The organism is Nocardioides flavescens (assembly GCF_009823805.1).
GTDB lineage: Bacteria > Actinomycetota > Actinomycetes > Propionibacteriales > Nocardioidaceae > Nocardioides > Nocardioides flavescens.
The window spans coordinates 171,255-196,184 of sequence record NZ_WUEK01000004.1 but is presented as its reverse complement, the minus strand read 5'-3'; the positions used below and the strand labels follow the sequence as shown (position 1 = coordinate 196,184).

Genomic DNA, 24,930 nt, shown 5'->3' with positions numbered 1-24,930 from the left:
TCCCACGCCGCTCCCACCCAGCCAGGAGGCCCGACCGTGCGCACCTTCACCGACCTCGACCAGCTCACCGCCGCCGCCGGGGAGGAGCTCGGCACCAGCGAGTGGCTCGAGGTCACCCAGGAGGCCGTCGACCGCTTCGCCGAGGCCACCGGCGACCACCAGTGGATCCACGTCGACACCGAGCGCGCGGCCGCCGGCCCGTTCGGCGGCACCATCGCCCACGGCTACATGACCCTGAGCCTGGTGCCCGCGCTCAGCCAGTCGATCTGGTCGCTCGAGACCGAGGGCCCCAAGCTCAACTACGGCGTCAACAAGGTCCGCTTCCCCACGCCGCTGCGCGTCGGCAAGCGGGTGCGCGCCCACGCCACCTTGTCGGCCGTCACCCCCGTGCCCGCCGGCACCCAGCTCGTCGTGTCCTACACCGTCGAGATCGAGGGCGAGGCCAAGCCCGCCTGCGTCGCCGAGACGGTCGTCCTGCTGCTGGGCTGAGGCTCTGCCGATGGATGCGGACGACGTACGAGCTCTGCTGCGCGACGTACCCAGCCGCTGGCGCTCGCTCCACCTCGTGCACACGGGGATCGACGACGTCGAGGCCTGGCTGCGCCACGGCGAGCTCGAGGTGCGCCGGTCCGACGGGACCGTACGCCGCGAGAGCGGCTTCACCCCGACCAGCTGGACGGTCCGCGACATCGAGCCCATCTGGACGTCGTACACCTGGGCCGCGATGCTCGACCCCTACGAGCTGTCGGAGCACGTCGACCTCGCCGACGTGCGCGAGGTCGAGGTCGAGGGTCGGCCGGCTGTCGCCTTCCGGGCGGTCGCTCGAGACGGGTACGACCCGATCTGCACCTGCTGTCCGCTCGTCCTCACCGAGGTGGCGTGGCGCCTAGAGCACGGGGACGACCGGCCGCTCCCGCCTGACCTCCCGACCGCGGCCGACATCACCCTCGACCTCGAGACCGGTATCGTCGTCGTCTGCGAGCCGGTCGGTGGCGCACCCGGCAGGATCGGCTTCCGCAACCGCATCCTCGGTGCGTCCTGATCCGCTCCCGCCCGGACTGCCCGCACGGAACTCACGCTTCCCGCACGACGATCAAGCCGGAAAGCATCAGTTCCACCGGGTACCCGGTGGAACTGGCAGCCCGGACCCCGCTCACAGGAACCGCGCGAGCCGCTCCAGCCCCTCGGAGGGCTTGGTGATCGAGACGGGCTCGCCGATGGCCTGCAGGTGCCAGCCGCCGGAGCGGACGAGCTTGGCCATCACGAGCCCGGTGTCGGGGACGCCGAGGGTGAGGGTGAAGCGCGCGAGCTCGGTCTCGCCCTCCGATCCAGCCGCCTCGTCGGCGCCCCGGTCGACGAGCGTGCAGTAGGCGTTGCGGATCCACTGCAGCGACTGACCCTGGTAGCTGCTGACCAGGAACAGGATCGTGTCGACCGGGCCGTGCACCCGGTCGAGGTCGACGGTGATCGACTCGTCGTCACCGACGCCCGACCCGGTGCGGTTGTCGCCGAGGTGCACGACCGAGCCGTCGCGGGTGCGGAGGTTGCCGAAGAAGGCGAGGTCGAAGAGCTTCCCACCGGCGAACTGCACCGCGGTCGCGTCGAGGTCGATCTCGCGTCGAAAGCCCGCTGCGCCGGCGCCGGGGTCGGCGTCCCACCCGATGCCCATCCGCAGCCGGGTGGCGCTGAGGGCGAGGTCGTCGCCCGGTCCGAGGACGCTCATGACTCGACCCGGTCGAGCACCAGCGGCGTCGCGTCGTACGCCGTGCCGGCCGGCGCGACGTCGTAGCCGCCCTCGAGCGCGGCGAGCGCCCGCTCGATCCGCTCGGGCTCGTCGGTCATCAGCGTCATCAGCGGCTGGCCCTCGGTGACCGTGTCGCCGGGGCGGGTGTGCCAGCGCACGCCGGCGGCGGCCTGCACCGGGTCCTCCTTGCGCGAGCGGCCGGCGCCCAGACGCCACGCGGCGGTGCCGACGGCGAGCGCGTCGAGCCGGGTGAGCACGCCGGAGGACGGCGCGAGGACGTCGTGGGTCTCCTTCGGCGCGGCGAGCGGGGCGTCGGGGTCGCCGTCCTGGGCGCGGATCATCTGCTTCCAGACGTCCATCGCGGACCCGTCAGCGAGCTTGTCGGCGGGGTCGACGTCGTCGCGCCCGGCGCCGGCGAGCATCTCGCGGGCCAGCGCCAGGGTCAGCTCGACGACGTCGGCGGGGCCGCCGCCGGCGAGCACCTCGACCGACTCCTCGACCTCGCAGGCGTTGCCCGCGGTGAGGCCCAGGGGCGTCGCCATGTCGGTGACCAGCGCGACGGTGCGCACCCCGGCGTCGGTGCCGAGGGCGACCATGGTCTCGGCGAGCTCGCGGGCCCGCTCGGGGGTCTTCATGAAGGCGCCCGAGCCGACCTTGACGTCGAGCACCAGCGAGCCGGTGCCCTCGGCGATCTTCTTGCTCATGATCGAGGAGGCGATCAGCGGGATCGCCTCGACGGTGCCGGTGACGTCGCGCAGGGCGTAGAGCTTCTTGTCGGCCGGGGCGAGCTGGTCGCCGGCCGCGCAGATCACGGCCCCGACGGACTCGAGCTGCGCCATCATCTCGTCGTTGCTGAGCGCGGCCCGCCAGCCCGGGATCGCCTCGAGCTTGTCGAGGGTGCCGCCTGTGTGGCCGAGCCCGCGACCGGACAGCTGCGGCACGGCGACGCCGCAGGCCGCGACCAGCGGCGCGAGCGGCAGCGTGATCTTGTCGCCGACCCCGCCGGTGGAGTGCTTGTCCGAGGTCGGCCGCGACAGGGCAGCGAAGTCCATCCGCTCGCCGGAGGCGATCATCGCCGCGGTCCAGCGCGAGATCTCCTCGCGGTCCATGCCGTTGAGCAGGATCGCCATCGCGAGCGACGACATCTGCTCGTCGGCGACCGCCCCGCGGGTGTAGGCGTCGACGACCCAGTCGATCTGGCTCTCGCTCAGCCGTCCGCCGTCGCGCTTGGCGACGATGACCTCGATGACGTCGTGAGCAGCGGCGTGAGCAGCCATCAGCTTCCTCCGGTGGGGACGTGGTGGTAGCCGCGGAGCACGAAAGTGCCGCGGCTCTCGGGCGCGTCGACGAGCCGCAGCCCGGGGTGCGCGGCGAAGAGCGCGGTCAGCGACTCCACCAGCTCCATCCGGGCCAGCGGCGCGCCGAGGCAGAAGTGCACCCCCGCGCCGAAGGCGACGTGGGGGTTGGGGTCGCGGCCGACGTCCATCGTGTCGGCGTCGGCGAAGACGGCGGGGTCGCGGTTGGCCGCACCCAGCAGCACGGCGATCTTCTGGCCCTGCTCGACGACGACCTGGGCGTCACCCTCGCCGAGCCGCACGTCGGCCGTCGCGGTGCGCTCGAACAGCTGCAGCGCCGAGTCGAAGCGCAGCATCTCCTCGACCGTGAGGGCGACGTCGTCGCCGGGGCGCAGCCCGCGCTCGAGCATCGCGACCAGGCCGTTGCCGAAGACGTTGACCGACGCCTCGTGGCCGGCGTTGAGCAGGAGCACGACCGCGGCGACCACCTCGTCGTCGCTCAGGTCGGTGGCGGCCAGGTCGCTCACCAGGTCTGCGCGCGGGGTCCGGCGCCGCTCGGCGACCAGGTCGCGCACCAGCGCCGCGAAGTCGTCGGCGGCCGCGACGGCGGCGTCGACCACCTCGGGCGGCGTCGACACCTCGTACATCCGCACGATCGCCTGCGACCAGCGGCGCAGGTCGTCGACGTGCGCGGAGTCGACCCCGAGCAGCTCGGCGATGACGAGCACCGGCAGCGGTTCGGCGTACTGCCCGATGACGTCGAAGCGGGCCGGGTCGACCTCGGCGAGCAGCGACGCGGCGATCTCGCGCACCCGCGAGCGCAGACGCTCGACGTGGCCGCGGTTGAACGCGCCCGCGACCGAGCGCCGCATCCGGGTGTGGACCGGCGGCTCGTTCTCCATCATCTGGTTGCGGTGCAGCAGGTTGAACGGCTCGAGGTAGGCCGCCGGCTCCTTGTCCTGCCACAGCCGCGCGAAGGTGCGGTCGCGCAGCACCGCGCTGGTGGTGGCGTGGTCGAAGGTCAGCCAGCTGCCCGTCGCCTCGTGCCAGGCCACCGGGTGGGCCGCTCGCTCCTCGGCGAAGAACGGGTAGGGGTCGGCGACGACCTGAGGGTCGGACAGGTCAAGCGAGGTCGTCGGCACCGAACGCATCGGGCAGCACCTCGCTCATCGGCTTCACGCCCGACACGGTCCACAGCAGCATCGTGGGGCCGCCGTTCTCCCACAGCAGCTGACGACACCGCCCACACGGCATGATGACCTCGCCGCTGCCGTTGACGCAGACCACGTGGGTCAGCCGGCCGCCACCGCTGCGGTGGAGCTCGGAGACCATGCCGCACTCGGCGCACAGCGCGACGCCGTAGGCGGCGTTCTCGACGTTGCAGCCGCTGACCACGCGGTTGTCGTCGACGAGGCCGGCGACGCCGACCTTGTAGTGGGAGTACGGCGCGTAGGCGTGCTCCATCGCCTCGACGGCCTGGGCGCGCAGCCCCTCCCAGTTGAAGTCGAGCTCCTGCTCGACGGTGCTGTCCAGAGCGTCGCTCATCCCGCACTCCCCCGTCGGTAGACCTGTCCGTCGGCCGCCGGCATGCGTAGTCGTTGGGAGGCGAAGGCGAGCACCAGCAGCGTGATGACGTACGGCGTCATGCGGGTGAAGTCACCCGGCACCTCGTCGATGAGGAAGTAGACGACGCCGATGACGACGGCGCCGACGGCGATGAGGATGCCCGCGCGGACCTGGCCGCGCCGCACCTGCAGCACCGCCAGCGCGAGGCCGAGCACGGCGACGGCGAGCAGCAGGGCGTGCACCGAGGTGCCGCCCTGGCGCAGGCCGAGGGTCTCGGTGTAGCCGAACAGGCCCGAGCCCATGAGCAGGCCGCCGGGTCGCCAGTTGCCGAAGATCATGGCCGCGAGGCCGATGTAGCCGCGCCCGCCGGTCTGGCCGTCGCGGTAGTTGCTCGAGGCGACCATGGCGAGGAAGCCACCGGCGAGACCGGCGAGACCGCCCGACATCAGCACGGCGATGAACTTGTAGCGGATGACGTCGACACCGAGCGACTCGGCTGCGGCCGGGCTCTCGCCGCACGAGCGCAGCCGCAGGCCGAACGGCGTGCGCCACAGGACGTACCAGGTCAGCACGAGCAGCAGCAGCGAGATGATGACGAGCACCGACAGGTTGGTGACCAGCGCCCGCAGCACCGAGGCGACCTGCGAGACGAAGAACCAGTCGTCCTGCTCGACGTCGCCGAGGAAGTCGCTCAGCGGCCCGATGGTCAGCGACGGCACGTCGGGGATCTTGGGCGACTGCGTGGAGCCGCCGCCGGGCAGCCCGGCGAAGGTCAGCGAGGCGAGGTACTGCACCGCGCCCAGGGCGATGATGTTGATCGCGACGCCGGAGATGATGTGGTCGACGCCGAACAGCACGGTGGCCACGGCGTGCAGCAGGCCACCGACCGCGCCCAGCGCGAAGGCGCCGAGCACGCCCGCCCAGGCGCCGTAGTGGTAGCCGAAGTAGCCGGCACCGAAGGTGCCGAGGATCATCATGCCCTCGAGGCCGATGTTGACGACGCCCGCGCGCTCGGACCAGAGACCGCCGAGACCGGCGAGCATGATCGGCATCGTCGCGATGAGAGTGGCGCGCACGGTGCCGGACGACGTGAGGTCGCCGGCGCCGGTGACGAGCTCGAGGACCGCGAGGAGCAGCAGCACGACCGGCAGCACGGCGAACCACGCCCAGCGCGGGATGCGGCGCTTGGTGGTGCCCGTTCCGGGCCCGGTCTCAGGGCCGGTCGGGACACCGGTGGCGGTGGCGGGGACGCTCATGCCGTGACCTCCTCACGCTGGGCGCGCTCGGACTCCAGCGCCCGGGCGACCGACTGCTGCTCGAGGCGTACGCCGTAGCGGCGCACGAGCTCGTAGGACACGACGACGGTCAGCACGATCACGCCCTGGGTGATGGCCACGATGTCGGGCGAGACACCGACGAGGATCTGCAGCGGGTTGGACTGCTCGTTGAGGAAGGCGAACAGCAGCGCGCCGATCGCCACCCCGACCGGATGGTTGCGCCCGAGCAGCGCGATGGCGATGCCGGCGAAGCCGAGCCCGGACTGGAACGTCGAGCCGTAGGTGTAGCTCTCGCCGAACAGCAGCGGCATGCCGACCAGCCCGGCGACCGCGCCGGAGAGCAGCATCGCGGCGACGACCATCTTGGTGACGCTGATGCCGCTGGCGACCGCCGCGGTCGTCGACCGGCCGGTGGCGCGCAGGTCGAAGCCGAAGCGGGTGCTGCCGAGCAGGAACCAGTACAGGACGCCGACGAGGACGGCGATCACGACGAAGCCGTAGATCTCCTGGCCCGGGCCGTCGCCGAAGGAGAAGCTCGGGATCCGACTGCCCTCCGGGATCTCCTTGGTGCCGATGTTGTTGCTGCCCTCCTCGCGCACCGCCGCCTTGCGTAGCAGGAACGCCACGAGCGAGGTCGCGATGAAGTTGAGCATTATCGTCGAGATCACCTCGCTCACCCCGCGGGTCGCGCGCAGCACGCCGGCGATGCCGGCCCACAGCGCGCCGACGGCCATCGCGCAGACGATCGCGAGCACGGTGTTGAGATAGCCCGGCAGCCAGGCCTCGCCGGCGACCACGGCGGCGGTGAACGCCGCGACGCGGTACTGCCCGTCGACGCCGATGTTGAACAGGTTCATCCGGAACCCGATCGCCACCGCGATGCCCGAGAGGTAGAGCACGCTCGCGCTGTTGACGATGTTGGCGATGTTGCGGCCCTCAGGCACCGACAGGATCTCGCCCCACACCCCGCCGACCGGGTCGCCGGCGATGAGGAGCACCAGGCTCGTGATGGCGAACGCCGCCACGAGGGCGAGCACCGGAGCGCTCAGCCCGAGCAGCAGCTTGGTCATCCGCGGGGTCACGCTGACACCTCCGTGTCGTCGCCGGCGCCGGTCATCGCCGAGCCGAGCTGCTCGGGCGTCACGTGGGCCGGGTCGAAGGTGCCGACCAGACGTCCGCGCAGGATCACCTCGATGCGGTCGGACAGGCCGATCAGCTCGTCGAGGTCGGCCGAGATCAGCAGCACGGCGAGGCCCTCGCGGCGCGCGGCCTTGATGTGGTCCCAGATCGCGGCCTGGGCGCCGACGTCGACGCCGCGGGTCGGGTGGGCGGCGATGAGCAGCACCGGGTCGCCGCTCATCTCGCGACCGACGATCAGCTTCTGCTGGTTGCCGCCCGACAGCGCCCGGGCGAGCACGTCGGCGCCGGGCGTGCGCACGTCGTACTGCTCGATGATGCGCTGGGTGTCGCTGCGCGCCCCCGCCTTGTCGATGAGCGGGCCCTTGACGCTGGGCGAGCGGGTCTGGTGGCCGAGGATGCGGTTCTCCCACAGCGGGGCGTCGAGCAGCAGACCGTGGCGGTGGCGGTCCTCGGGGACGTAGCCGATGCCGGCCTCGCGGCGCCGGCGCACCGACAGCCCGCCGATGTCCTGGCCGTCCAGGGAGACGGTGCCGGTCGCGGCCGGGCGCATGCCCATGATCGACTCGACGAGCTCGGCCTGGCCGTTGCCCTCGACGCCGGCGATGCCGAGCACCTCGCCGCGGTGGATGTCGAAGCTCACCGCGTCGAGCAGGGGACGCCCCGAGGGCACCGGCAGCGTCAGGTCGCGCACGGAGAGCAGCACCTGGTCGGTGACCGTCGAGGTCTCGGTGCTGGGCGAGGGCAGCTCGGAGCCGACCATGAGCTCGGCGAGCTGGCGGGCGGTGACCTCGCTCGGCGACACGGTGCGCACGGTGGTGCCGCGGCGGATCACGGTGATCTCGTCGGCGACGCTCAGCACCTCGTCGAGCTTGTGGGAGATGAAGATGACCGACAGGCCCTCGCGCTTGAGGCCCTGCAGGTTGGCGAAGAGCTCCTCGACCTCCTGCGGCACCAGCACGGCGGTGGGCTCGTCGAGGATGACGATGCGGGCGCCGCGGTAGAGGACCTTGAGGATCTCCACGCGCTGCCGGGCCCCGACGCCGAGGTCCTCGACCAGGGTGTCGGGGTGGATGTCGAGGCCGTACGCCGCGGAGATCCGCGCGATCTCGGCGCGCGCCGCGCCGCCGATGCCGTGCAGCTTCTCGGCCCCGAGCACGACGTTCTCGAGGACGGTGAGGTTGTCGGCCAGCATGAAGTGCTGGAAGACCATCCCGACGCCGTGGCGGATCGCGTCGGCCGGCGAGCTCAGACGCACCTGCTCGCCGTCGATCTCGATCGTGCCCGAGTCGGGTGGCTGGACGCCGTAGAGGATCTTCATCAGCGTCGACTTGCCGGCGCCGTTCTCACCGACGATCGCGTGGATCGTGCCACGGTGGACGTCGATGTCGATGTCGTCGTTGGCGATGACGCCGGGGAACCGCTTGCCGATCCCCCGCAGCCGGACGGAGACCGGTCCGGTCGGTGCGGTCGGGCCGGAGCCCTCCACGGTGCTGGTCACGCACGCCTCCTGTCGGGCTCACGCAGAACTGGCTGGGGACTGGCTCGGTACTGGTTCGGCGGACCCGCCGAGGTTACTCAACGCAACGGGACCCGGCGACACCCGCCTTGCGGCGGGGTCGCCGGGCCCGGTTGCTTGCGCTGGTGCAGCGGACGCTGCGGTGACTCCGGGAGGAGTCGGTCAGCTGGTCGGCTCGGTCGGCACGGTGATGTCGCCGTCGATGATCTGCTGCTTGTAGTCGTCGAGCTGGTCGACGATGTCGTCGATCTGGCCACCGCTGGTGGAGTAGCCCACGCCGTCGACCGCGAGGTCGTAGGTGGTCTGACCGGCCGGGAAGTCACCGTCGGCGACCTTGGAGAGGTACTCGTAGACCGCGACGTCGACGTTCTTGAGCATCGAGGTCATGATGACGTCCTTGACCGAGTCGTCGGCCGTCTCGTACTGGTCGGAGTCGACGCCGATGGCCTTGCCGCCGGCCTCGGAGGCCGCCTCGAAGACACCGCCGCCGGAGCCGCCGGCTGCGTGGTAGACGATGTCGGCGCCGCCGTCGAACATGCCCTCCGCGGCCGTCTTGCCCTTGGCCGGGTCGCCGAAGCCGGAGAAGTCCGGCGGCTGGCTGAGGTAGGTCACGTCGATGGTGATGTCGGGGTTGACCGCCTGGGCGCCGGCCTCGTAGCCCGCCTGGAACTTCTGGATCAGCGGGGTCTCGACGCCACCGACGAAGCCGATGTGGTCGGCCTCGGTCTTGAGCGCGGCGGCCGCGCCGACGAGGAAGGAGCCCTGCTCCTCGGCGAAGGTCAGGCTCGCGACGTTGGGCGAGTCGGCGAGGCTGGAGTCGTCGATGATCGCGAAGTGGGTGTCGGGGTACTGCTCCGAGACCTTGCCCAGCGCCTCGGCGTAGGCGAAGCCCACGGCGATGACCGGGTCGTAGCCGGCCTCGGCGAAGGTCACGAGGCGCTCCTCGCGGGCCGACTCGGCCTCGCCGTCGGTGGCCTCGGACTCCTGGGACTCGAACCCGAACTCGTCGGTGGCCTTGTCGAGGCCCGCCGCCGCGGAGTCGTTGAACGACTGGTCGCCACGACCGCCGACGTCGTAGGCCATGCCGACCTTGACGTCGCTGCTGGCGCCGCCGCCGCTGCTGGCGCCGTCACCGGCGTTGTCGCTGCCTCCGTCGTCGCCGCCGCACGCGGTCGCGCCGAGCGCGAGGATGCTGACGGCGAAGATCGATGCGAGCTTCTTGTTGCGTCGCAAGACGCCTCCTTCGTGTGTGCCGGGGCGAGGCCACCGGGCCGCTGAACGCTCGAACCCTAGACGGCACACCGCCCCGCTGGACACCCTTGGAACGCCCGTGCGACGGGTTGTTACGCAGTGGTGACCTACGGCGTCGTTCCCGCGCTCGGCGGGGCGGCGCTCAGGCGCGCAGGGCCCGGACCGCGACGTCGGAGAGCAGCCGCGCTCCGATGCCGGTGGCGCGCTCGTCGACGCGCAGGTTGCCCTGGTGCAGGTCGTACGTCGGCCCGCCGGGCGTGCGCGTGCCGAGGCGCATCATGGCGCCGGGCACGCGGTCGAGGTACCAGCCGAAGTCCTCGCCGCCCAGGCTCTGCGGTGCGGTCACCGGTCCGTCGTCGCCGAGCACGCCGCGCACGGTGTCGGCGAGCAGCCGGTAGGAGGCAGGCTCGTTGACCACCGGCGGCACGCCGCGCTGGTAGTCGATCTCCGCGCGCACGCCGTAGGGGCGCACCAGCTCGTCGACGACCTCGCGCACGACGGCCTCGCAGTCGGCCCAGGCGACGGCGTCGAGGATGCGCACGGTGCCGGTGACGACCCCAGAGCCGGGGATCACGTTGGGCGCGGAGCCGGCGTGGATGCTGCCCCACACCATGCTCACCCCGGCGCGGGGGTCCATGCGGCGGCTCAGGACCGCCGGCAGCTCGGTCGTGACCTTGGCCAGGGCGAAGGTCAGGTCACCGGTCAGGTGGGGACGGCTGGTGTGCCCGCCGGTGCCGGTCAGCCGGACCTCGACGCGGTCGGCGGCGCTGGTGAGCGGGCCGAGCCGCAGACCGACCTGGCCGACGTCGACACCGGGGTCGCAGTGCAGGGCGAAGACTCGCTCGACGCCCTCGAGCGCCCCCTGGTCCATCAGGTGCAGCGCGCCACCGGGCATGACCTCCTCGGCCGGCTGGAACAGCAGCCGCACCCGACCCGGGAGCAGCCCCCGCGCCTCGACCTCGGCGAGCGCGAGCGCGGCGCCGAGGAGGGCCGTGGTGTGCACGTCGTGGCCGCACGCGTGCGCGACGCCGGCGTTCTCGCTGGTCCAGGGGTCGTCGGTGAGGTCCTGGACGGGCAGGGCGTCCATGTCGGCGCGCAGGGCCACGCACCGCTCCCCCGCGCCCAGGTCGGCCACGAAGCCGGTGGAGCCGTGCCGGGTGACCTGCCAGCCGGCCTTCTCGACCCGCTCCCCGACCAGCTCACAGGTGCGCAGCTCCGACCACGACAGCTCGGGGTGGCGGTGCAGGTCGCGGCGCAGCTCGACGAGCTCGTCCTCGTGGCCGCTCACCACCTCGGCCACGAGCTCGGTGACCGGCTGCATGGCGGGATCGGCGGCTGCGGAGGGAGGGACCATGACCTGTCGAATCTAGTTCACGCAGCACCGGCCGACCTGCGGGGTCCGCAGGACAACCCGTCTCCTCGTGCCCACCGAGGGACGTCGAGCCGTCTCGTCGTGCACGCCGGAGCACGCCGAACCGTCTCTTCGTGCACTGCAGGACAGGCCGACCCGGCGCGTCGGGCACAGGCGCTCCTCACAGACCGTGCACGAAGAGACGGGTCGGCGCCTCAGGACGTGCACGAAGAGACGGGTCGGCGTCAGGTGGGGGCGTCGTACGCCGCGAGCAAGCGGTCGGCGGCGACGGTGGCGGGCAGCTCGCCCGAGAGCACGGCGTCGCGGACCTCGTCGCGGATGGCACGGACGCCGGTGGAGTGGCGCAGCCGCTGGTCGAGCTCGTCGCGCACGAGCGCCCAGGTGAACTCCAGCTGCTGGTGGGCGCGCTTGTCGGCCAGTCCGTCGGCGCCGAGGTGCTCGCGGTGGGCCAGGACCCGGCCCCACAGGTCCTCGACGCCGACGTCGTGCAGCCCGGAGACCGTGACGACGGGCGGCGCCCACTCCCCATTGCCGCGCACGAGGCGCAGCGCACCGGCGAGCTCGCGGGCCGCGCTCTTCGCCTCGGTCTCGCGGTCGCCGTCGGCCTTGTTGACGGCGATGACGTCGGCGATCTCCAGGATGCCCTTCTTGATGCCCTGCAGCTGGTCGCCGGTGCGCGCGAGGGTCAGGAAGAGGAACGTGTCGACCATCCCCGCGACCGTCACCTCCGACTGCCCGACGCCGACGGTCTCGACCAGCACGACGTCGTACGCCGCCGCCTCGAGCACGGCCATCGCCTGCACCGTGGCGCGCGCGACCCCGCCGAGGGTGCCGGCCGCCGGGGAGGGGCGGATGAAGGCCTGCGGGTCGACCGAGAGCCGGCCCATCCGGGTCTTGTCGCCGAGCACCGACCCCCCGGTGCGCACGCTCGAGGGGTCGACGGCCAGCACGCCGACCCGGTGACCGGCCGCGGTGAGCCGGGTGCCCAGGGCCTCGATGAAGGTCGACTTGCCGACCCCGGGCACCCCGCTGATCCCGACGCGCACCGCCGGGCTGTGCACGCCGGCGGCCTCGCCGCGGGTGAGCTCGCTCAGCAGTTCCCTGGCCGCCTCGCGGTGCTCGCGCTTCGACGACTCGACCAGCGTGATCGCGCGCGACACCGCCGCCCGCCGGCCCTCCCGGATGCCGTCGAGCAGCGCCGGGACGTCGACACTCACCTCAGCTCACCCACACGGGCACAGCCCGCGCCGCGCTCCTGCCTGGAGGGACGAGCGGCCGCGGCGGAGGAGCGAAGCGGAGGAGCCGTGGTCGCGAGGAGTGAAGGCAGGAGCATGCGGCGGCGCGGGCACGACCGAGCGGAGCGAGCACAGCGGGCACAGCCCGCGCCGCGCTCCTGCCTGGAGGGACGAGCGGCCGCGGCGGAGGAGCGAAGCGGAGGAGCCGTGGTCGCGAGGAGTGAAGGCAGGAGCATGCGGCGGCGCGGGCACGACCGAGCGGAGCGAACACAGCGGGCACAGCCCGCGCCGCGCTCCTGCCTGGAGGGACGAGCGGCCGCGGCGGAGGAGCGAAGCGGAGGAGCCGTGGTCGCGAGGAGTGAAGGCAGGAGCATGCGGCGGTGCGGGCAGGTGCGAGCGGAGCGAGCACAGCGGGCACAGCCCGCGCCGCGCTCCTGCCTGGAGGGACGAGCGGCCGCGGCGGAGGAGCGAAGCGGAGGAGCCGTGGTCGCGAGGGGTGAAGGCAGGAGCATGCGGCGGTGCGGGCACGACCGAGCGGAGCGAGGTCCATTCAGTGCTGCAGCTCGTCCCTGAGGCGGGCCAGGAGGTCGAGCGCGGACTCGGCGATGACGGTGCCGGGGAGGAACACCGCGGCGGCGCCCATCTCCTTCAGCGTCGGTACGTCGTCGGGCGGGATGACACCGCCGATGACGACCATCGTGTCGGGGGCACCCTGCTCGGCCAGCGCCTGCTTGAGGGCGGGCAGCAGCGTGAGGTGGCCGGCGGCGAGCGAGCTGACCCCGACGATGTGCACGTCGGCGTCGACCGCCTGCTGGGCGACCTCCTCGGGCGTGGAGAACAGCGGCCCCACGTCGACGTCGAAGCCCATGTCGGCGAACGCCGAGACGATCACCTTCTGGCCGCGGTCGTGGCCGTCCTGGCCCATCTTGGCGACCAGGATGCGCGGTCGACGCCCCTCGGCCTCCTCGAACTCCGCGGTGGCGTCGAGCACCTGCTGCACGAGCGAGCCGCCCTCACCGGCGGCGGCCTCGTCGCGGAACACGCCGCTGATCGTACGGATCGTGGCCTGGTGGCGGCCGTAGACCTTCTCCAGCGCGTCGCTGATCTCGCCGACGGTCGCCTTGGCCCGTGCGGCGTCGACGGCCAGCGCCAGCAGGTTGCCCTCGAGGTCGGGGCCGGGGGTGCCCTCGGCGGCCCGGGTGAGCGCCTCCAGGCTCGAGCGCACCTGCTCGTCGTCGCGCTCCTCGCGCAGCCGTTCGAGCTTGGCGACCTGGCGGCGGTAGACGTCGTCGTTGTCGACGCGCAGCACGTCGAGGGCGTCCTCGGCGGCGAGGCGGTAGGTGTTGACGCCGATGACCTTCTGCGTGCCCGAGTCGATGCGGGCCTGGGTGCGGGCGGCGGCCTCCTCGATGCGCATCTTCGGGATGCCCTGCTCGATCGCCTTGGCCATCCCGCCGGCCTGCTCGGCCTCCTGGATGTGGGCCCAGGCCTTCTCGGCGAGGTCGTGGGTGAGCCGCTCGACGTAGTAGCTGCCGGCCCAGGGATCGATGATCCCGGTGGTGCCGCTCTCCTGCTGCAGGAGCAGCTGGGTGTTGCGCGCGATCCGCGCCGAGAAGTCCGTCGGCAGTGCGATCGCCTCGTCGAGGGCGTTGGTGTGCAGCGACTGGGTGTGGCCCTGGGTCGCAGCCATCGCCTCGATGCAGGTGCGCCCGACGTTGTTGAAGACGTCCTGGGCGGTCAGCGACCAGCCGGAGGTCTGGCTGTGGGTGCGCAGGGACAGCGACTTGGGGTTCTGCGGGTCGAACTGGCGCACCAGCCGGGCCCACAGCGCGCGGGCGGCGCGGAGCTTGGCGACCTCCATGAAGAAGTTCATCCCGATCGCCCAGAAGAAGCTGAGCCGGGGGGCGAACTGGTCGATGGTCATGCCGGTGGCGAGCCCCGCCCGGATGTACTCGACGCCGTCGGCGAGCGTGTAGGCGAGCTCGAGGTCCTGGGTCGCCCCGGCCTCCTGGATGTGGTAGCCGGAGATCGAGATGGAGTTGAACCGGGGCATCCGCGCCGAGGTGTAGCTGAAGATGTCGGAGATGATCCGCATGCTCGGCTCGGGCGGGTAGATGTAGGTGTTGCGGACCATGAACTCCTTGAGGATGTCGTTCTGGATGGTCCCGCTGAGCTGCTCCGGCTTCACCCCCTGCTCCTCGGCCGCGGCGATGTAGAGCGCCAGCACCGGCAGCACGGCGCCGTTCATCGTCATCGACACCGACATCTCGTCGAGCGGGATGCCGTCGAAGAGGGTGCGGGTGTCGTAGATCGAGTCGATGGCCACGCCCGCCATGCCGACGTCGCCGCGCACCCGCGGGTGGTCGGAGTCGTAGCCGCGGTGGGTGGCGAGGTCGAAGGCGACGCTCAGCCCCTTCTGCCCGGCCGCGAGGTTGCGGCGGTAGAAGGCGTTGGACTCCTCGGCGGTGGAGAACCCGGCGTACTGCCGGATCGTCCACGGCTGGGTGGTGTACATCGTCGGGTAGGGCCCGCGCAGGAACGGCGAGAGGCCGGGCCAGGTGTCGAGGGCGTCGAGGCCCGCGAGGTCGGAGGCGTCGTAGCGCGGCTTGATCTCGATGCCCTCGGGGCTGAGCCAGCCCTCGCCGGTGGCGTGGTCTCGGGACGGTTGCTGCGCAACCTCCTCGACCACCGGCTGGGCCAGCGGCAGCCCGCGAAAGCTCTTCGGGACGCTCATGCCAGCTTCTCCCTCGTCCGGGTCAGGAACTCGATCGCGTCGACGCCCATCGCGCAGGAGTCGTCGGCCCACTCCCGCGGCTGGCCGGCGACCACCACCCAGCTGACGCCCTCGGCGCGCAGTCGCTCGGCGAGCTCGGCGCCCTCGGCGTCGTAGGCCGCGTCGGTGCCGACGACGCAGGCCACCGGTGAGCCGGCCTCCGGCGTGACGCGTACGCCGCCCGCGGCCAGCAGGTTGGTGGCGAACGTCGCGCGCGCGGTGTGCTGGGCGACCGTGCCGAGGGGCGCCAGCCGCACGGGTGTGCCCGCCGGCTCCGCGCGCAGCGCCTCGAACGCCGCGCCCCAGCGGCGCACCTCGCGGTCGTCGCGGCTGGGCTCGCGCTGCGGCAGCTCCTCGTCGACGGCAGGGAACTCGCTGAGCCCGGTGAGCGGCTGGCGCCGGGTCGCCACCCGACGGTCGCGCTCGGCCACCGTCTCCGCGACGAGCTCGCGGATCCGGGCCTCGATGTCCCCGGGGCCGTCCGCCTCGTCGAGCTCGCCGAACAGGTCCCACGCCGCGGTGGCGAGGTCGTCGGTGAGCCGCTCGACGGCGTACGCGCCGCCGGCCGGGTCGCTCACGACGGCGACGTGGGACTCCTCCACGAGCAGGGCGCTGGTGTTGCGGGCGATGCGTCGCCCGAGGGCCTCCGGCTGGCCGAGCGGGGTGTCGAACGGCAGCACCGTCACCGCGTCGGCTCCCCCGACGCCGGCGGCGAAGGCCGCGACGGTGGTGCGCAGCATGTTGACGTAGGGGTCGTAGGCGCTGAGCATCGCGCGGCTGGTGACGGCGTGCTGGCGCTGCTCGGCCGGCGTCGCGTCGCTCAGCTCCAGCACCCGGGCCCACAGCCGCCGGGCCGCCCGCAGCTTCGCGATCGTCGGGAACTGCTCGTCGCTCGCGGCGAAGCGGAACTCCACGAGCCGCACGGCGTCGTCGAGGGGCGTGCCCGCCTCCGTCAGCGTCCGGAGGTACGCCGCACCGGCGGCCAGCGACCAGGCCAGCTCCTGGACGTCGGAGGCGCCGAGGTCGTGCCAGCGGCTCGCGTCGACGACGTACGCCGCGACCCCGGCGCGCACGGCCCGGTGGGCCAGCTCGGCGTCGGCGAGCGCCGCCGGCACGCCGAGGTTGGTGCCGGGGTGGAGCTCGGCGGCGTCGGGGCGGTCGAGCAGGTGGTCGAGCAGCTCGTGGGCGAGGCCGGCCGCCGCGTCGTCGCGGGCCTCGACGACGACCGGCGCGAGGTCGAGGAACACCCCGTCGAGCAGGGTGGCCCAGTCGGGCGACGCGCCGGCACCGACCTGCAGCCAGAGCGAGGTCGCTCCGCCCTCGAGGTCGGCCATCAGCGTCTCGTGGTCGGTGCGTGCGTCGTCGCCGAGCGCGAGGTGGGCTCGCACGTCCCAGGCCCCGGCTCGCGCGGGCCGGCCGGCCGTGGTCAGCCCCTCGAGGTCGGTCGGGGTCCCGAGCGGGGTGACCGCGATGCCGTCGAGGCTGGTGCGGGCCAGCTTCGCCCACACGCGGTCGTCGGGGTCGTCGTCGCCGAGCCGCCGCGCCTTGCGGAGCACCGCGGCGGCGGCGGCCTCCCACGCGGCCCGGTCGTGGCGGTCCTCCGGGTCGGCGAGGTCGAGCGTGCCCTGGGCGGGCTCGAGGCCGCTGGGCTCGTCGAGTCCTCCCTCGAACGTGTCACTGCTCACGAGGACAACCTAGGAGGGCACCCTCGGCGCGGCCACGGACTGTGACATTTTCCGGACGCCACCTCAGCCGCTCGGACCGGATTGCCGCGTCTTGCCCCCGCGACCGGCGCCCAGCCGTGAAGATGGTCGGGTGACGGGTCCGGAGGGGGGCTCCACCGCGCCCGCACCGGCGCTGGTGGACGCGACGCTGCTGCTCGACGCCGTGCCCGACGGGCTGTGGATGCTCGACGACGAGGGCCGCACGACCTACGCCAACGCGCGGATGGCCGAGATGCTCGGCCTGCGTCCCGACGACATGACCACGCTGTCGGCGTACGACGTGCTCGACGAGCAGGGCCGGCGGGACCTGCGCGACCACCTGGTGCGCCGCCACCTCGGCACCGCGCCGCGCACCAACATCGCCTACCAGCTCTACCGGGCCGACGGCACCACGACCTGGACGATGCTGAGCCACTCCCCCGTCGTCGGCGACGACGGCGAGGTGCAGGGGTTCCTCTACCGCGCCCGCGACTACGACGAGCAGCGCGCGCTGCTCGACGAGCTGATCCACCGCGACGAGAGGTTCGCCGAGCTGCAGGCTCTGGCGCGGATCGGCAGCTGGGCCTTCGACGTGCGCACCGGTGAGGCGACCTGGTCTGAGGAGACCTACCGCCTCTGCCGGGTGCACCAGACCCCGGAGGGCAGTGCCGAGCGCGACTTCTTCCGCATCGTGCACCCCGACCACCACGAGATCCTCCGCACGGCGTACGCCAGGCTGCTCGAGCGCAGCGTGCCGATCGACGTCGAGGTGCGGTTGCTGGATGCTCCCCACGGCCTCGAGGGGGCGGCCTGGCTCCGCATCCGCGGTGTGCCCGACCACGGCGACCACGGTGAGGTGGTCCGGGTGCGCGGCACGGTGCAGGACGTGACCCAGTCCAAGGAGCACACCGAGGGCGTGCAATTCCTCGCCGACTTCTCCGGCGCCGCCAACCGCGCCCAGAACCTCCTCGAGCTCTACGAGGGCATCGACCGGCGCATCCGCCTGCACTCCGGGTGGGTGGGCCTCTACTCCTCGATCCCGCACCCGCGCGAGCCCGAGCGGCTCTACCACGCCCCGCTCCAGGACGACATCGACCCTGAGCTCGCCCAGGTGGCGAAGGGGCTCGCCGACCGGGCCCGGCGGACCCGGAGCTTCGAGACGGCGCAGGCGCCGGGCGGCACGGTCCTGCTCGCGGGGCCCGCGCTGCGCGGCGACCGGGTCGCGGCGGTGGTCGTCAGCGACACCGGTGCCCGCACGGCACCCAGCGCGGCCGACCGGGCCCTCTACGCCCAGATGCTGGGCCACCTCTCGCTGCTCGACGAGCGCGAGGAGGCCGCCCGGGCGCTCTCCGAGGCGCGCGACCAGGCGCTGCGCGCGTCGCGGGCCAAGTCGGAGTTCCTCGCCACGATGAGCCACGAGATCCGCACTCCCCTGAACGGCGTCATCGGGCTCACGGAGCTGCTGCGCCACGCGGACCTCGACGAGCGTCAGTCCCGCCTCGCCGAGGGCATCGACCGCGCCGGGCGCAACCTGCTGCTCCTGGTCAACGACGTCCTCGACCTGTCGAAGATCGAGGCCGGGCACCTCGAGCTCGAGGAGGTCGACTTCGACCTCGTCGACGTCCTCGAGCAGAGTGTCGGCCTCGTCGCGGGCACCGCGCGGGCGAAGGGCCTCGACCTCGTCGTCTCCTACGCCGCCGACGTCCCACGGGTCGTGTGCGGGGACTCGATGCGCTTCGGGCAGGTGGTCACCAACCTCGCCTCCAACGCCGTCAAGTTCACCCGCTCCGGCGAGGTCTCCGTCCGCGCGAGCTGGACCGGGTCAGCCGTGCGCGTCGACGTGCGCGACACCGGCATCGGCATCGCCCCCGACGCCGCCGAGCGCCTCTTCGAGCCCTTCACCCAGGCCGACAGCTCGACGACGCGCCACTTCGGCGGCACCGGCCTCGGGCTCGCCATCAGCTCCCAGATCGTCGCCGCCACCGGCGGCGAGATCGGCGTGAGCACCGACCAGCCGGTCGGCACGACGTTCTGGTTCACGATGCGCTTCGGCGAGGCCACCGGCACCACGACCGTCCCCGACACGGACGTCCTCGACGAGCTGCGGGCCCTCGTCGTGGCGAGCCGCGCGAGCGTCTGCTCGGGGCTCGCCGATCAGCTCGGCGCCTGGAAGGTCGCGACCGACGAGGCCACCACCGCCCCCGACGCGACGGCCCTCCTCGACCGGGCGCTGCGCGACGGGGCGGCGTACGACGTCGTCGTGGTCGACGAGGGGCTCGCCGCCGACACCGACCTCGACGCCGGGCTCGCGCGCCACGGCGAGCGGGGCTGCCGCGTGGTCCACCTCGGCTGGACGACCGAGCCGCCGAGCGGCCGGGCGGACCACCCCCGGCTCGTGACGCCCGTCCTGCCGTCGGCGCTCTTCGACACCCTCGTCGACCTGCTCCCCGGCGTCGAGGACCCCGAGGACGTGGAGCTGGCGGCTCCGCACTCCGGGGCGGGAGCCGGCACCCCCGAGCACCGCGGCCGGATCCTCGTCGTCGAGGACAACCAGATCAACCAGCTCGTCGCCGAGGGGATGCTGACGCGACTCGGCTACGAGGTCGAGATCGCCGGCAACGGTGCCGTGTGCCTGTCGCGGATGGCGGGCAACCCGGACCGCTACGACGCGGTGCTCATGGACTGCCAGATGCCGGTCATCGACGGCTTCGACGCCACCCGGGCCGTCCGGGCCCTGCAGGGCGAGGAGCGCCACACCCCGATCATCGCGATGACCGCCGCCGCGCTGACCGGCGAGCGGGAGCGCTGCCTCGAGGCGGGGATGGACGACTTCCTGACCAAGCCGGTCGATCGCGACCTGCTCGCCGAGGTCCTGGCCCACTGGGTCGGTCGAGGCACCGCCGACGACGGAGCGACAGCGGGCGGCGGGCCCCGCGACACCGAGCAGCCGACCGAGGAGCCGACCGAGGAGCCGAACGAGCAGCCGGCCGAGGAGCGGGCCGGAGGGCCCGCGGCGGGGCCGGAGGAGCAGGTGGTGCAGCTCGTCGACGAGGACGAGGTGCGCGAGCGGCTCGACACCTTCCTCGACGTCTACGGCGTCAGTCCCCAGAACGTCGCCGCGATGCTCTCCTCCTTCGCCGAGCTGTCCGGGCAGGTCGCGCACGCCGCGGCGGGGTCCGCCCCGGGGGACCTCGCCGCGCGACTGCACACCCTCAAGGGCGCGGCGGCCAACCTCGGGCTCCCGACCGTCGCCGCCGTCGCCGAGCGGCTCGAGCCGCCCGCGCGCGACGGTGCGTGCCCGAGTGCCGCCGAGCGTGCCGAGCTCGAGGGCACGCTGGCCGGCGCCGCGGCCACGCTCACGGCGTACGGCGCGAGGCGGCTCACGCTCGACCCCACGCCCTGAGCGGACCACCGGGTCGGCAGGCGGGTCGGCAGGCGGGTCAGCAGGCGGGGGTCGCCCGGGCGCCTACGCGCCGGTAGATCGCACCGCGCGCGTGCGCCTCGGCCGAGGCCGTGGCCACGCCCCGCTGGATGAGTCGCATCCCGACGTCGACACCGTCGCGCTCGACGTAGCGCAGCAGATGGCCCTCGGCGTCGCGGTCGGGCCCGCGGCGGACCAGCACGACGTCGCGCCCCTGCACGAGCTCGTCCATCACGGCGAGCGCCTCGGCGGCGCAGGCCCCGACCGGGGCATCGACGCCCACCAGGCGCACGGCCACGTCGTTGGTGAGCACGAGGGTCAGCGGGTCCGAGACCTCGGCGACCTCGAAGGTGCGGCCGGGCGCGCCGTCTCCGGGGTCGGCCGACGGCGTCGCGCCCTCGTCTCCCCCGTTCGTTCCCGCGTCCGGCGACGCGGCCCCGTCGGCGGGCTGCGACACGGTCTGGGCGGCCCCCTCGCCCTCGGAGTCCCGCGAGTCGCGCTCGACGAGCACGAGCACGCCGACCAGCACGGCCAGCACGATCAGTGCGACCCCGACGCCGCGCGGCGAGACCGCACTCATCGCGAGGCGCGCCCGCGTGATCGAGGCCGCTCCCGCTCGGGGCTCCTCGGTCGACGCCGCGCCCACCGGTCTCGCTGCGCGCGTCAGCTCGGTCCAGGCCTCGCCGTCCCAGTAGCGCTCGTGGCCCGACGGAGCGGCGTAGTCCGGGTACCACCCGGCCGCCGGTCGTCCGTCGCGTCCGCCGCGACCGGGCGCAGTGCGCGCGCTCGGGTCCCCCCGCATGATGTCCCCCACATCCGACCCGGCTCCTCAGGTCACGGTGCGACCAGGGTGCCGGGACCGGCCGGGGTTCGCCAACTCGCGGCGATCGGGTACCGCCCACGCATGAGGCAAGCCAGTGCGACGTACGTCACACCCGTGGGATGCCTCACTGCCTCGTCGATCGGACTCGCACGCCCCGCGAGAGTAGCGTTCTGACCGTGGCGACCACACGTCCGAGTCCAGACCAGACCCGCACCCTCGTGAGCGGGGCCCACGCGGCCCGCACGACGATCGCGCTGAAGCTCGCGATGGCCGTCTCCGGCCTCATCTTCATCGCCTTCGTCCTGGGGCACATGTACGGCAACCTCAAGGCGTTCGCCGGGCACGACGCGTTCAACGACTACGCCCACCACCTGCGCACCCTGGGTGAGCCCGTGCTCCCCTACGGCGGTCTGCTGTGGATCATCCGCGTGGGGCTGATCGCCTCGCTCGTGGTCCACGTGACCAGCGCGGTCCTGCTGTGGAAGCGGGCGAGCAGCGCGCGCCAGCACAAGTACGCCGTGCGCAAGTACCGCTCCAGCACGCTCTCCTCGCGCACCATGCGCTGGGGCGGGCTCACCATCCTGCTGTTCCTGGTCTGGCACCTGCTCAACTTCAGCATCGGCAAGGTCAACCCCCAGGGCGGGCCCACCAACGACCCCTACGACCTGCTGGTCGACACCTTCGAGGTGTGGTGGCTGACGCTCATCTACCTCGTCGCGATGGTCGCCCTCGGCATGCACCTGCGCCACGGCACCTGGAGTGCCTCGCAGACGCTCGGCCTCACGAACTCGGCCCGGTCCCGGCGCACCGCCAACCTGGCCGGCATCACCCTCGCCGTCGTGGTCGCCGGCGGGTTCTCGCTCGTGCCGATCTTCACCCTCTTCGGAGTCATCTCATGACCGACGCACACCGCACCACGACCCCTGACGGCATCGTGCAGGGCAGCGACGAGCAGCACGACGACGCCGCCGGCTACTACGTCGACGGCGAGCCGATCGCCGACACCAAGGCGCCCGGCGGTCCCCTCGCGGAGCGCTGGAGCACCCGCCAGTTCGACGCCAAGATCGTCAACCCGGCCAACCGCCGCAAGGTCTCGGCGATCATCGTCGGCACCGGCCTGGCCGGCGCCTCGGCCGCGGCGACGATGGGCGAGGCCGGCTACGTCGTCAAGAGCTTCTGCTACCAGGACTCGCCCCGGCGCGCGCACTCGATCGCCGCGCAGGGCGGCATCAACGCCGCCAAGAACTACAAGGGCGACGGCGACTCGGTCCACCGGCTCTTCTACGACACGATCAAGGGCGGCGACTACCGCTCGCGCGAGTCAAACGTCTACCGGCTGGCCGAGGTCAGCGTGAACATCATCGACCAGTGCGTCGCGCAGGGCGTCCCGTTCGCCCGCGAGTACGGCGGCCTGCTCGACAACCGCTCGTTCGGTGGCGTGCAGGTCTCGCGCACCTTCTACGCCCGCGGCCAGACGGGCCAGCAGCTGCTGCTCGGCGCCTATCAGGCGCTCGAGCGCCAGATCGCCGCCGGCACGGTCCACTGCTACACCCGCCACGAGATGCTCGAGCTGATCGTCGTCGACGGTCGCGCGCGCGGCATCATCGCCCGCGACCTGGTGAGCGGTGAGATCGAGACGCACCTGGCCGACGTCGTCGTGCTGGCCAGCGGCGGCTACGGCAACGTCTTCTACCTCTCCACCAACGCGATGAACTCCAACGTCACCGCGAGCTGGCGCGCCCACCGCAAGGGCGCCCTCATGGCCAACCCCTGCTACACGCAGATCCACCCGACCTGCATCCCGGTCACGGGCACGCACCAGTCGAAGCTGACGCTGATGTCGGAGTCGCTGCGCAACGACGGTCGCATCTGGGTGCCGAAGAAGAAGGCCGACTGCGACAAGGACCCGCGCGACATCCCCGAGGAGGACCGCGACTACTACCTGGAGCGGATCTACCCGGCGTTCGGCAACCTGGTCCCGCGCGACATCGCCTCTCGCCAGGCCAAGAACGTCTGCGACGAGGGCCGCGGCGTCGGTCCCGAGGTCGAGGGTGTGCGCCGTGGTGTCTACCTCGACTTCGCCGACGCGATGGAGCGGCTCGGCCGCCCGGCCATCGAGGCGAAGTACGGCAACCTGTTCGACATGTACGCCCGGATCACGGGCGAGGACCCCTACCAGGTCCCGATGCGCATCTACCCGGCCGTGCACTACGTCATGGGCGGCCTGTGGGTCGACTACGACCTGCAGTCCACGATCCCCGGGCTGTTCGTGACCGGTGAGGCCAACTTCTCCGACCACGGGGCCAACCGCCTCGGCGCCTCGGCGCTGATGCAGGGCCTCGCCGACGGCTACTTCGTCCTGCCCAACACCATCCGCGACTACCTCTCGGCCAGCCCGTTCGAGAAGATCGCCGAGGACCACCCGGCCGTCGTCGAGGCCCAGCAGGCGGTCCGCGAGCGCGTCGACAAGTTCCTCAGCACCAACGGCACCCGCAGCGTCGACTCCTACCACCGCGAGCTCGGCAACATCATGTGGGAGTACTGCGGGATGGAGCGCACCGCGGACGGCCTGCGCAAGGCCATCGACCTCATCCGCACGCTGCGCCAGGACTTCCACCGCAACGTGCGCGTGCTGGGCAGCGGGGAGAACATCAACCAGTCGCTGGAGAAGGCCGGTCGCGTGGCCGACTTCTTCGAGCTCGGCGAGCTGATGTGCATCGACGCCCTCAACCGGCGCGAGTCGTGCGGCGGGCACTTCCGCGGCGAGTCGCAGACCGAGGACGGCGAGGCGCTGCGCCACGACGACCAGTACGCCTACGTCGCCGCCTGGGCCTGGCCCGGACAGGGCGAGGACGGGGAGTCGCTCCCGCCGGTGCTGCACAAGGAGCACCTCAACTACGAGTTCACCGAGATGAAGCAGCGGAGCTACAAGTGATCATCAACCTGAAGGTCTGGCGCCAGGACAGCCCCGCTGTCGAGGGTGAGCTGGTCAGCTACCAGGTCGAGGCCTCCGAGGACATGTCGTTCCTCGAGATGCTGGACGTCCTCAACGAGGACCTCATCGGCAAGGGCGAGGAGCCCGTCGTGTTCGAGTCCGACTGCCGGGAGGGCATCTGCGGCTCGTGCGGCCTGATGATCAACGGGCAGGCCCACGGCCCCGAGGTCACGACGAGCTGCCAGCTGCACATGCGCTCGTTCAAGGACGGCGACGAGATCGTCGTGGAGCCGTGGCGCGCCGACCCCTTCCCGGTCCTCAAGGACCTGATGGTCGACCGCAGCGCCTTCGACCGCCTGATCGCCTCCGGCGGCTACGTCTCGGTCAACACCGGCGCCGCCCCCGACGCGCACGCCGTACCCGTGCCGAAGCCCAACGCCGACCGCGCGTTCGACGTCGCCACCTGCATCGGCTGCGGCGCCTGCGTCGCGGCCTGTCCCAACGGCTCCGCCTCACTGTTCCTGGGCGCCAAGATCACCCACCTCAGCGAGCTCCCGCAGGGTCAGGCCGAGCGCGACCAACGCGTCGTCAACATGGTCGGCCAGCACGACCACGAGGGCTTCGGTGGCTGCACCAACATCGGCGAGTGCACCGCCGCCTGCCCCAAGGGCATCCCGCTCGACGTCATCTCCCGGCTCAACTCCGACCTGCGCACCGCCCTGCGCCACGGTCGGTGACCGTCAGCTGACCTCGGCGCCGCAGCGCCCGTCCCCCTCGTGGGGGCGGGCGCTTCGTCGTTCCCCGGCTGGTCGAGGAGGTCGTGCGACGACCGTCTCGAGACCACCCGCGGCGAGAGTGGTTTCGAGACAGGACTTCGTC

General features: G+C 72.5%; 19 protein-coding genes. 6 read left to right on the top strand and 13 right to left on the bottom strand.

The window, feature by feature from the left end:
• Positions 1–36: 36 nt before the first annotated feature.
• Together GRQ65_RS07965 and GRQ65_RS07960 are read left to right on the top strand one after the other, a co-directional pair.
• Positions 37–489 carry a MaoC/PaaZ C-terminal domain-containing protein gene (locus GRQ65_RS07965; protein WP_160876976.1) on the top strand — a complete coding sequence of 151 codons (453 nt, stop codon included), beginning with the start codon at positions 37–39 and terminating at the stop codon, positions 487–489.
• Between the two features lie 10 nt (positions 490–499).
• Positions 500–1,042 (top strand): hypothetical protein, encoded by a 543-nt coding sequence (locus GRQ65_RS07960; RefSeq protein ID WP_160876974.1) that lies wholly within the window; start codon positions 500–502, stop codon positions 1,040–1,042.
• 111 nt (positions 1,043–1,153) lie between these two features.
• Here the strand turns inward: GRQ65_RS07960 and GRQ65_RS07955 are convergent, their stop codons facing one another.
• The 12 genes from GRQ65_RS07955 to GRQ65_RS07900 form a co-directional block, all read right to left on the bottom strand.
• Complete coding sequence (locus GRQ65_RS07955; RefSeq protein ID WP_160876972.1) at positions 1,154–1,723, bottom strand: TerD family protein; 570 nt, start codon at positions 1,721–1,723, stop codon at positions 1,154–1,156.
• A complete protein-coding gene (locus GRQ65_RS07950) occupies positions 1,720–3,021 on the bottom strand; it encodes a thymidine phosphorylase (RefSeq protein WP_160876970.1) in 1,302 nt (433 codons plus the stop codon). Before GRQ65_RS07950 ends, GRQ65_RS07955 begins: the two co-directional genes overlap by 4 nt.
• Entirely contained in the window at positions 3,021–4,190 is a 1,170-nt protein-coding gene (locus tag GRQ65_RS07945; RefSeq protein WP_160876968.1) for a cytochrome P450, read from the bottom strand. The genes GRQ65_RS07950 and GRQ65_RS07945 overlap by 1 nt, the downstream gene beginning before the upstream one ends.
• The gene (locus tag GRQ65_RS07940; RefSeq protein WP_160876966.1) at positions 4,162–4,584 is read right to left on the bottom strand and encodes a cytidine deaminase; all 423 of its coding nucleotides are present in this window, start codon (positions 4,582–4,584) and stop codon (positions 4,162–4,164) included. The genes GRQ65_RS07945 and GRQ65_RS07940 overlap by 29 nt, the downstream gene beginning before the upstream one ends.
• Positions 4,581–5,861, bottom strand: a complete 1,281-nt coding sequence (locus GRQ65_RS07935; protein WP_160876964.1) for an ABC transporter permease — start codon at positions 5,859–5,861, stop codon at positions 4,581–4,583. The genes GRQ65_RS07940 and GRQ65_RS07935 overlap by 4 nt, the downstream gene beginning before the upstream one ends.
• Positions 5,858–6,964, bottom strand: a complete 1,107-nt coding sequence (locus tag GRQ65_RS07930; RefSeq protein WP_337191562.1) for an ABC transporter permease — start codon at positions 6,962–6,964, stop codon at positions 5,858–5,860. Before GRQ65_RS07930 ends, GRQ65_RS07935 begins: the two co-directional genes overlap by 4 nt.
• Complete coding sequence (locus GRQ65_RS07925) at positions 6,961–8,520, bottom strand: ABC transporter ATP-binding protein (RefSeq protein ID WP_337191561.1); 1,560 nt, start codon at positions 8,518–8,520, stop codon at positions 6,961–6,963. The genes GRQ65_RS07930 and GRQ65_RS07925 overlap by 4 nt, the downstream gene beginning before the upstream one ends.
• A gap of 180 nt (positions 8,521–8,700) precedes the next feature.
• Complete coding sequence (locus tag GRQ65_RS07920; protein ID WP_160876962.1) at positions 8,701–9,771, bottom strand: BMP family lipoprotein; 1,071 nt, start codon at positions 9,769–9,771, stop codon at positions 8,701–8,703.
• Between the two features lie 160 nt (positions 9,772–9,931).
• Positions 9,932–11,143 (bottom strand): amidohydrolase, encoded by a 1,212-nt coding sequence (locus GRQ65_RS07915; protein ID WP_237447931.1) that lies wholly within the window; start codon positions 11,141–11,143, stop codon positions 9,932–9,934.
• 242 nt (positions 11,144–11,385) lie between these two features.
• Positions 11,386–12,378, bottom strand: coding sequence for a methylmalonyl Co-A mutase-associated GTPase MeaB (meaB, locus tag GRQ65_RS07910; RefSeq protein ID WP_160876960.1), 993 nt, complete (start codon positions 12,376–12,378; stop codon positions 11,386–11,388).
• Positions 12,379–12,946: 568 nt separating this feature from the next.
• The gene (scpA, locus tag GRQ65_RS07905; protein WP_160876958.1) at positions 12,947–15,130 is read right to left on the bottom strand and encodes a methylmalonyl-CoA mutase; all 2,184 of its coding nucleotides are present in this window, start codon (positions 15,128–15,130) and stop codon (positions 12,947–12,949) included.
• Positions 15,127–16,854 carry a methylmalonyl-CoA mutase family protein gene (locus GRQ65_RS07900; RefSeq protein ID WP_160876956.1) on the bottom strand — a complete coding sequence of 576 codons (1,728 nt, stop codon included), beginning with the start codon at positions 16,852–16,854 and terminating at the stop codon, positions 15,127–15,129. Before GRQ65_RS07900 ends, scpA begins: the two co-directional genes overlap by 4 nt.
• 130 nt (positions 16,855–16,984) lie before the next feature.
• Between GRQ65_RS07900 and GRQ65_RS07895 the strand changes: the two genes are divergently transcribed.
• Complete coding sequence (locus tag GRQ65_RS07895) at positions 16,985–20,275, top strand: ATP-binding protein (protein WP_160876954.1); 3,291 nt, start codon at positions 16,985–16,987, stop codon at positions 20,273–20,275.
• Positions 20,276–20,312: 37 nt separating this feature from the next.
• Here GRQ65_RS07895 and GRQ65_RS07890 read toward each other — a convergent pair whose 3' ends face one another.
• Entirely contained in the window at positions 20,313–21,095 is a 783-nt protein-coding gene (locus GRQ65_RS07890; RefSeq protein ID WP_160876952.1) for a DUF2510 domain-containing protein, read from the bottom strand.
• A gap of 197 nt (positions 21,096–21,292) precedes the next feature.
• On the opposite strand from GRQ65_RS07890, the gene GRQ65_RS07885 reads away from it, so the two are divergent.
• The 3 genes from GRQ65_RS07885 to GRQ65_RS07875 are packed head-to-tail and all read left to right on the top strand — an operon-like array spanning position 21,293 to position 24,788.
• Positions 21,293–22,015 (top strand): succinate dehydrogenase cytochrome b subunit, encoded by a 723-nt coding sequence (locus tag GRQ65_RS07885; RefSeq protein ID WP_337191560.1) that lies wholly within the window; start codon positions 21,293–21,295, stop codon positions 22,013–22,015.
• On the top strand, positions 22,012–24,051 hold the full coding sequence (locus GRQ65_RS07880) for a fumarate reductase/succinate dehydrogenase flavoprotein subunit (RefSeq protein ID WP_160876948.1): 2,040 nt from the start codon (positions 22,012–22,014) through the stop codon (positions 24,049–24,051). Before GRQ65_RS07885 ends, GRQ65_RS07880 begins: the two co-directional genes overlap by 4 nt.
• A complete protein-coding gene (locus GRQ65_RS07875; RefSeq protein ID WP_160876946.1) occupies positions 24,048–24,788 on the top strand; it encodes a succinate dehydrogenase/fumarate reductase iron-sulfur subunit in 741 nt (246 codons plus the stop codon). Before GRQ65_RS07880 ends, GRQ65_RS07875 begins: the two co-directional genes overlap by 4 nt.
• The last annotated feature ends 142 nt before the right edge of the window (positions 24,789–24,930 follow it).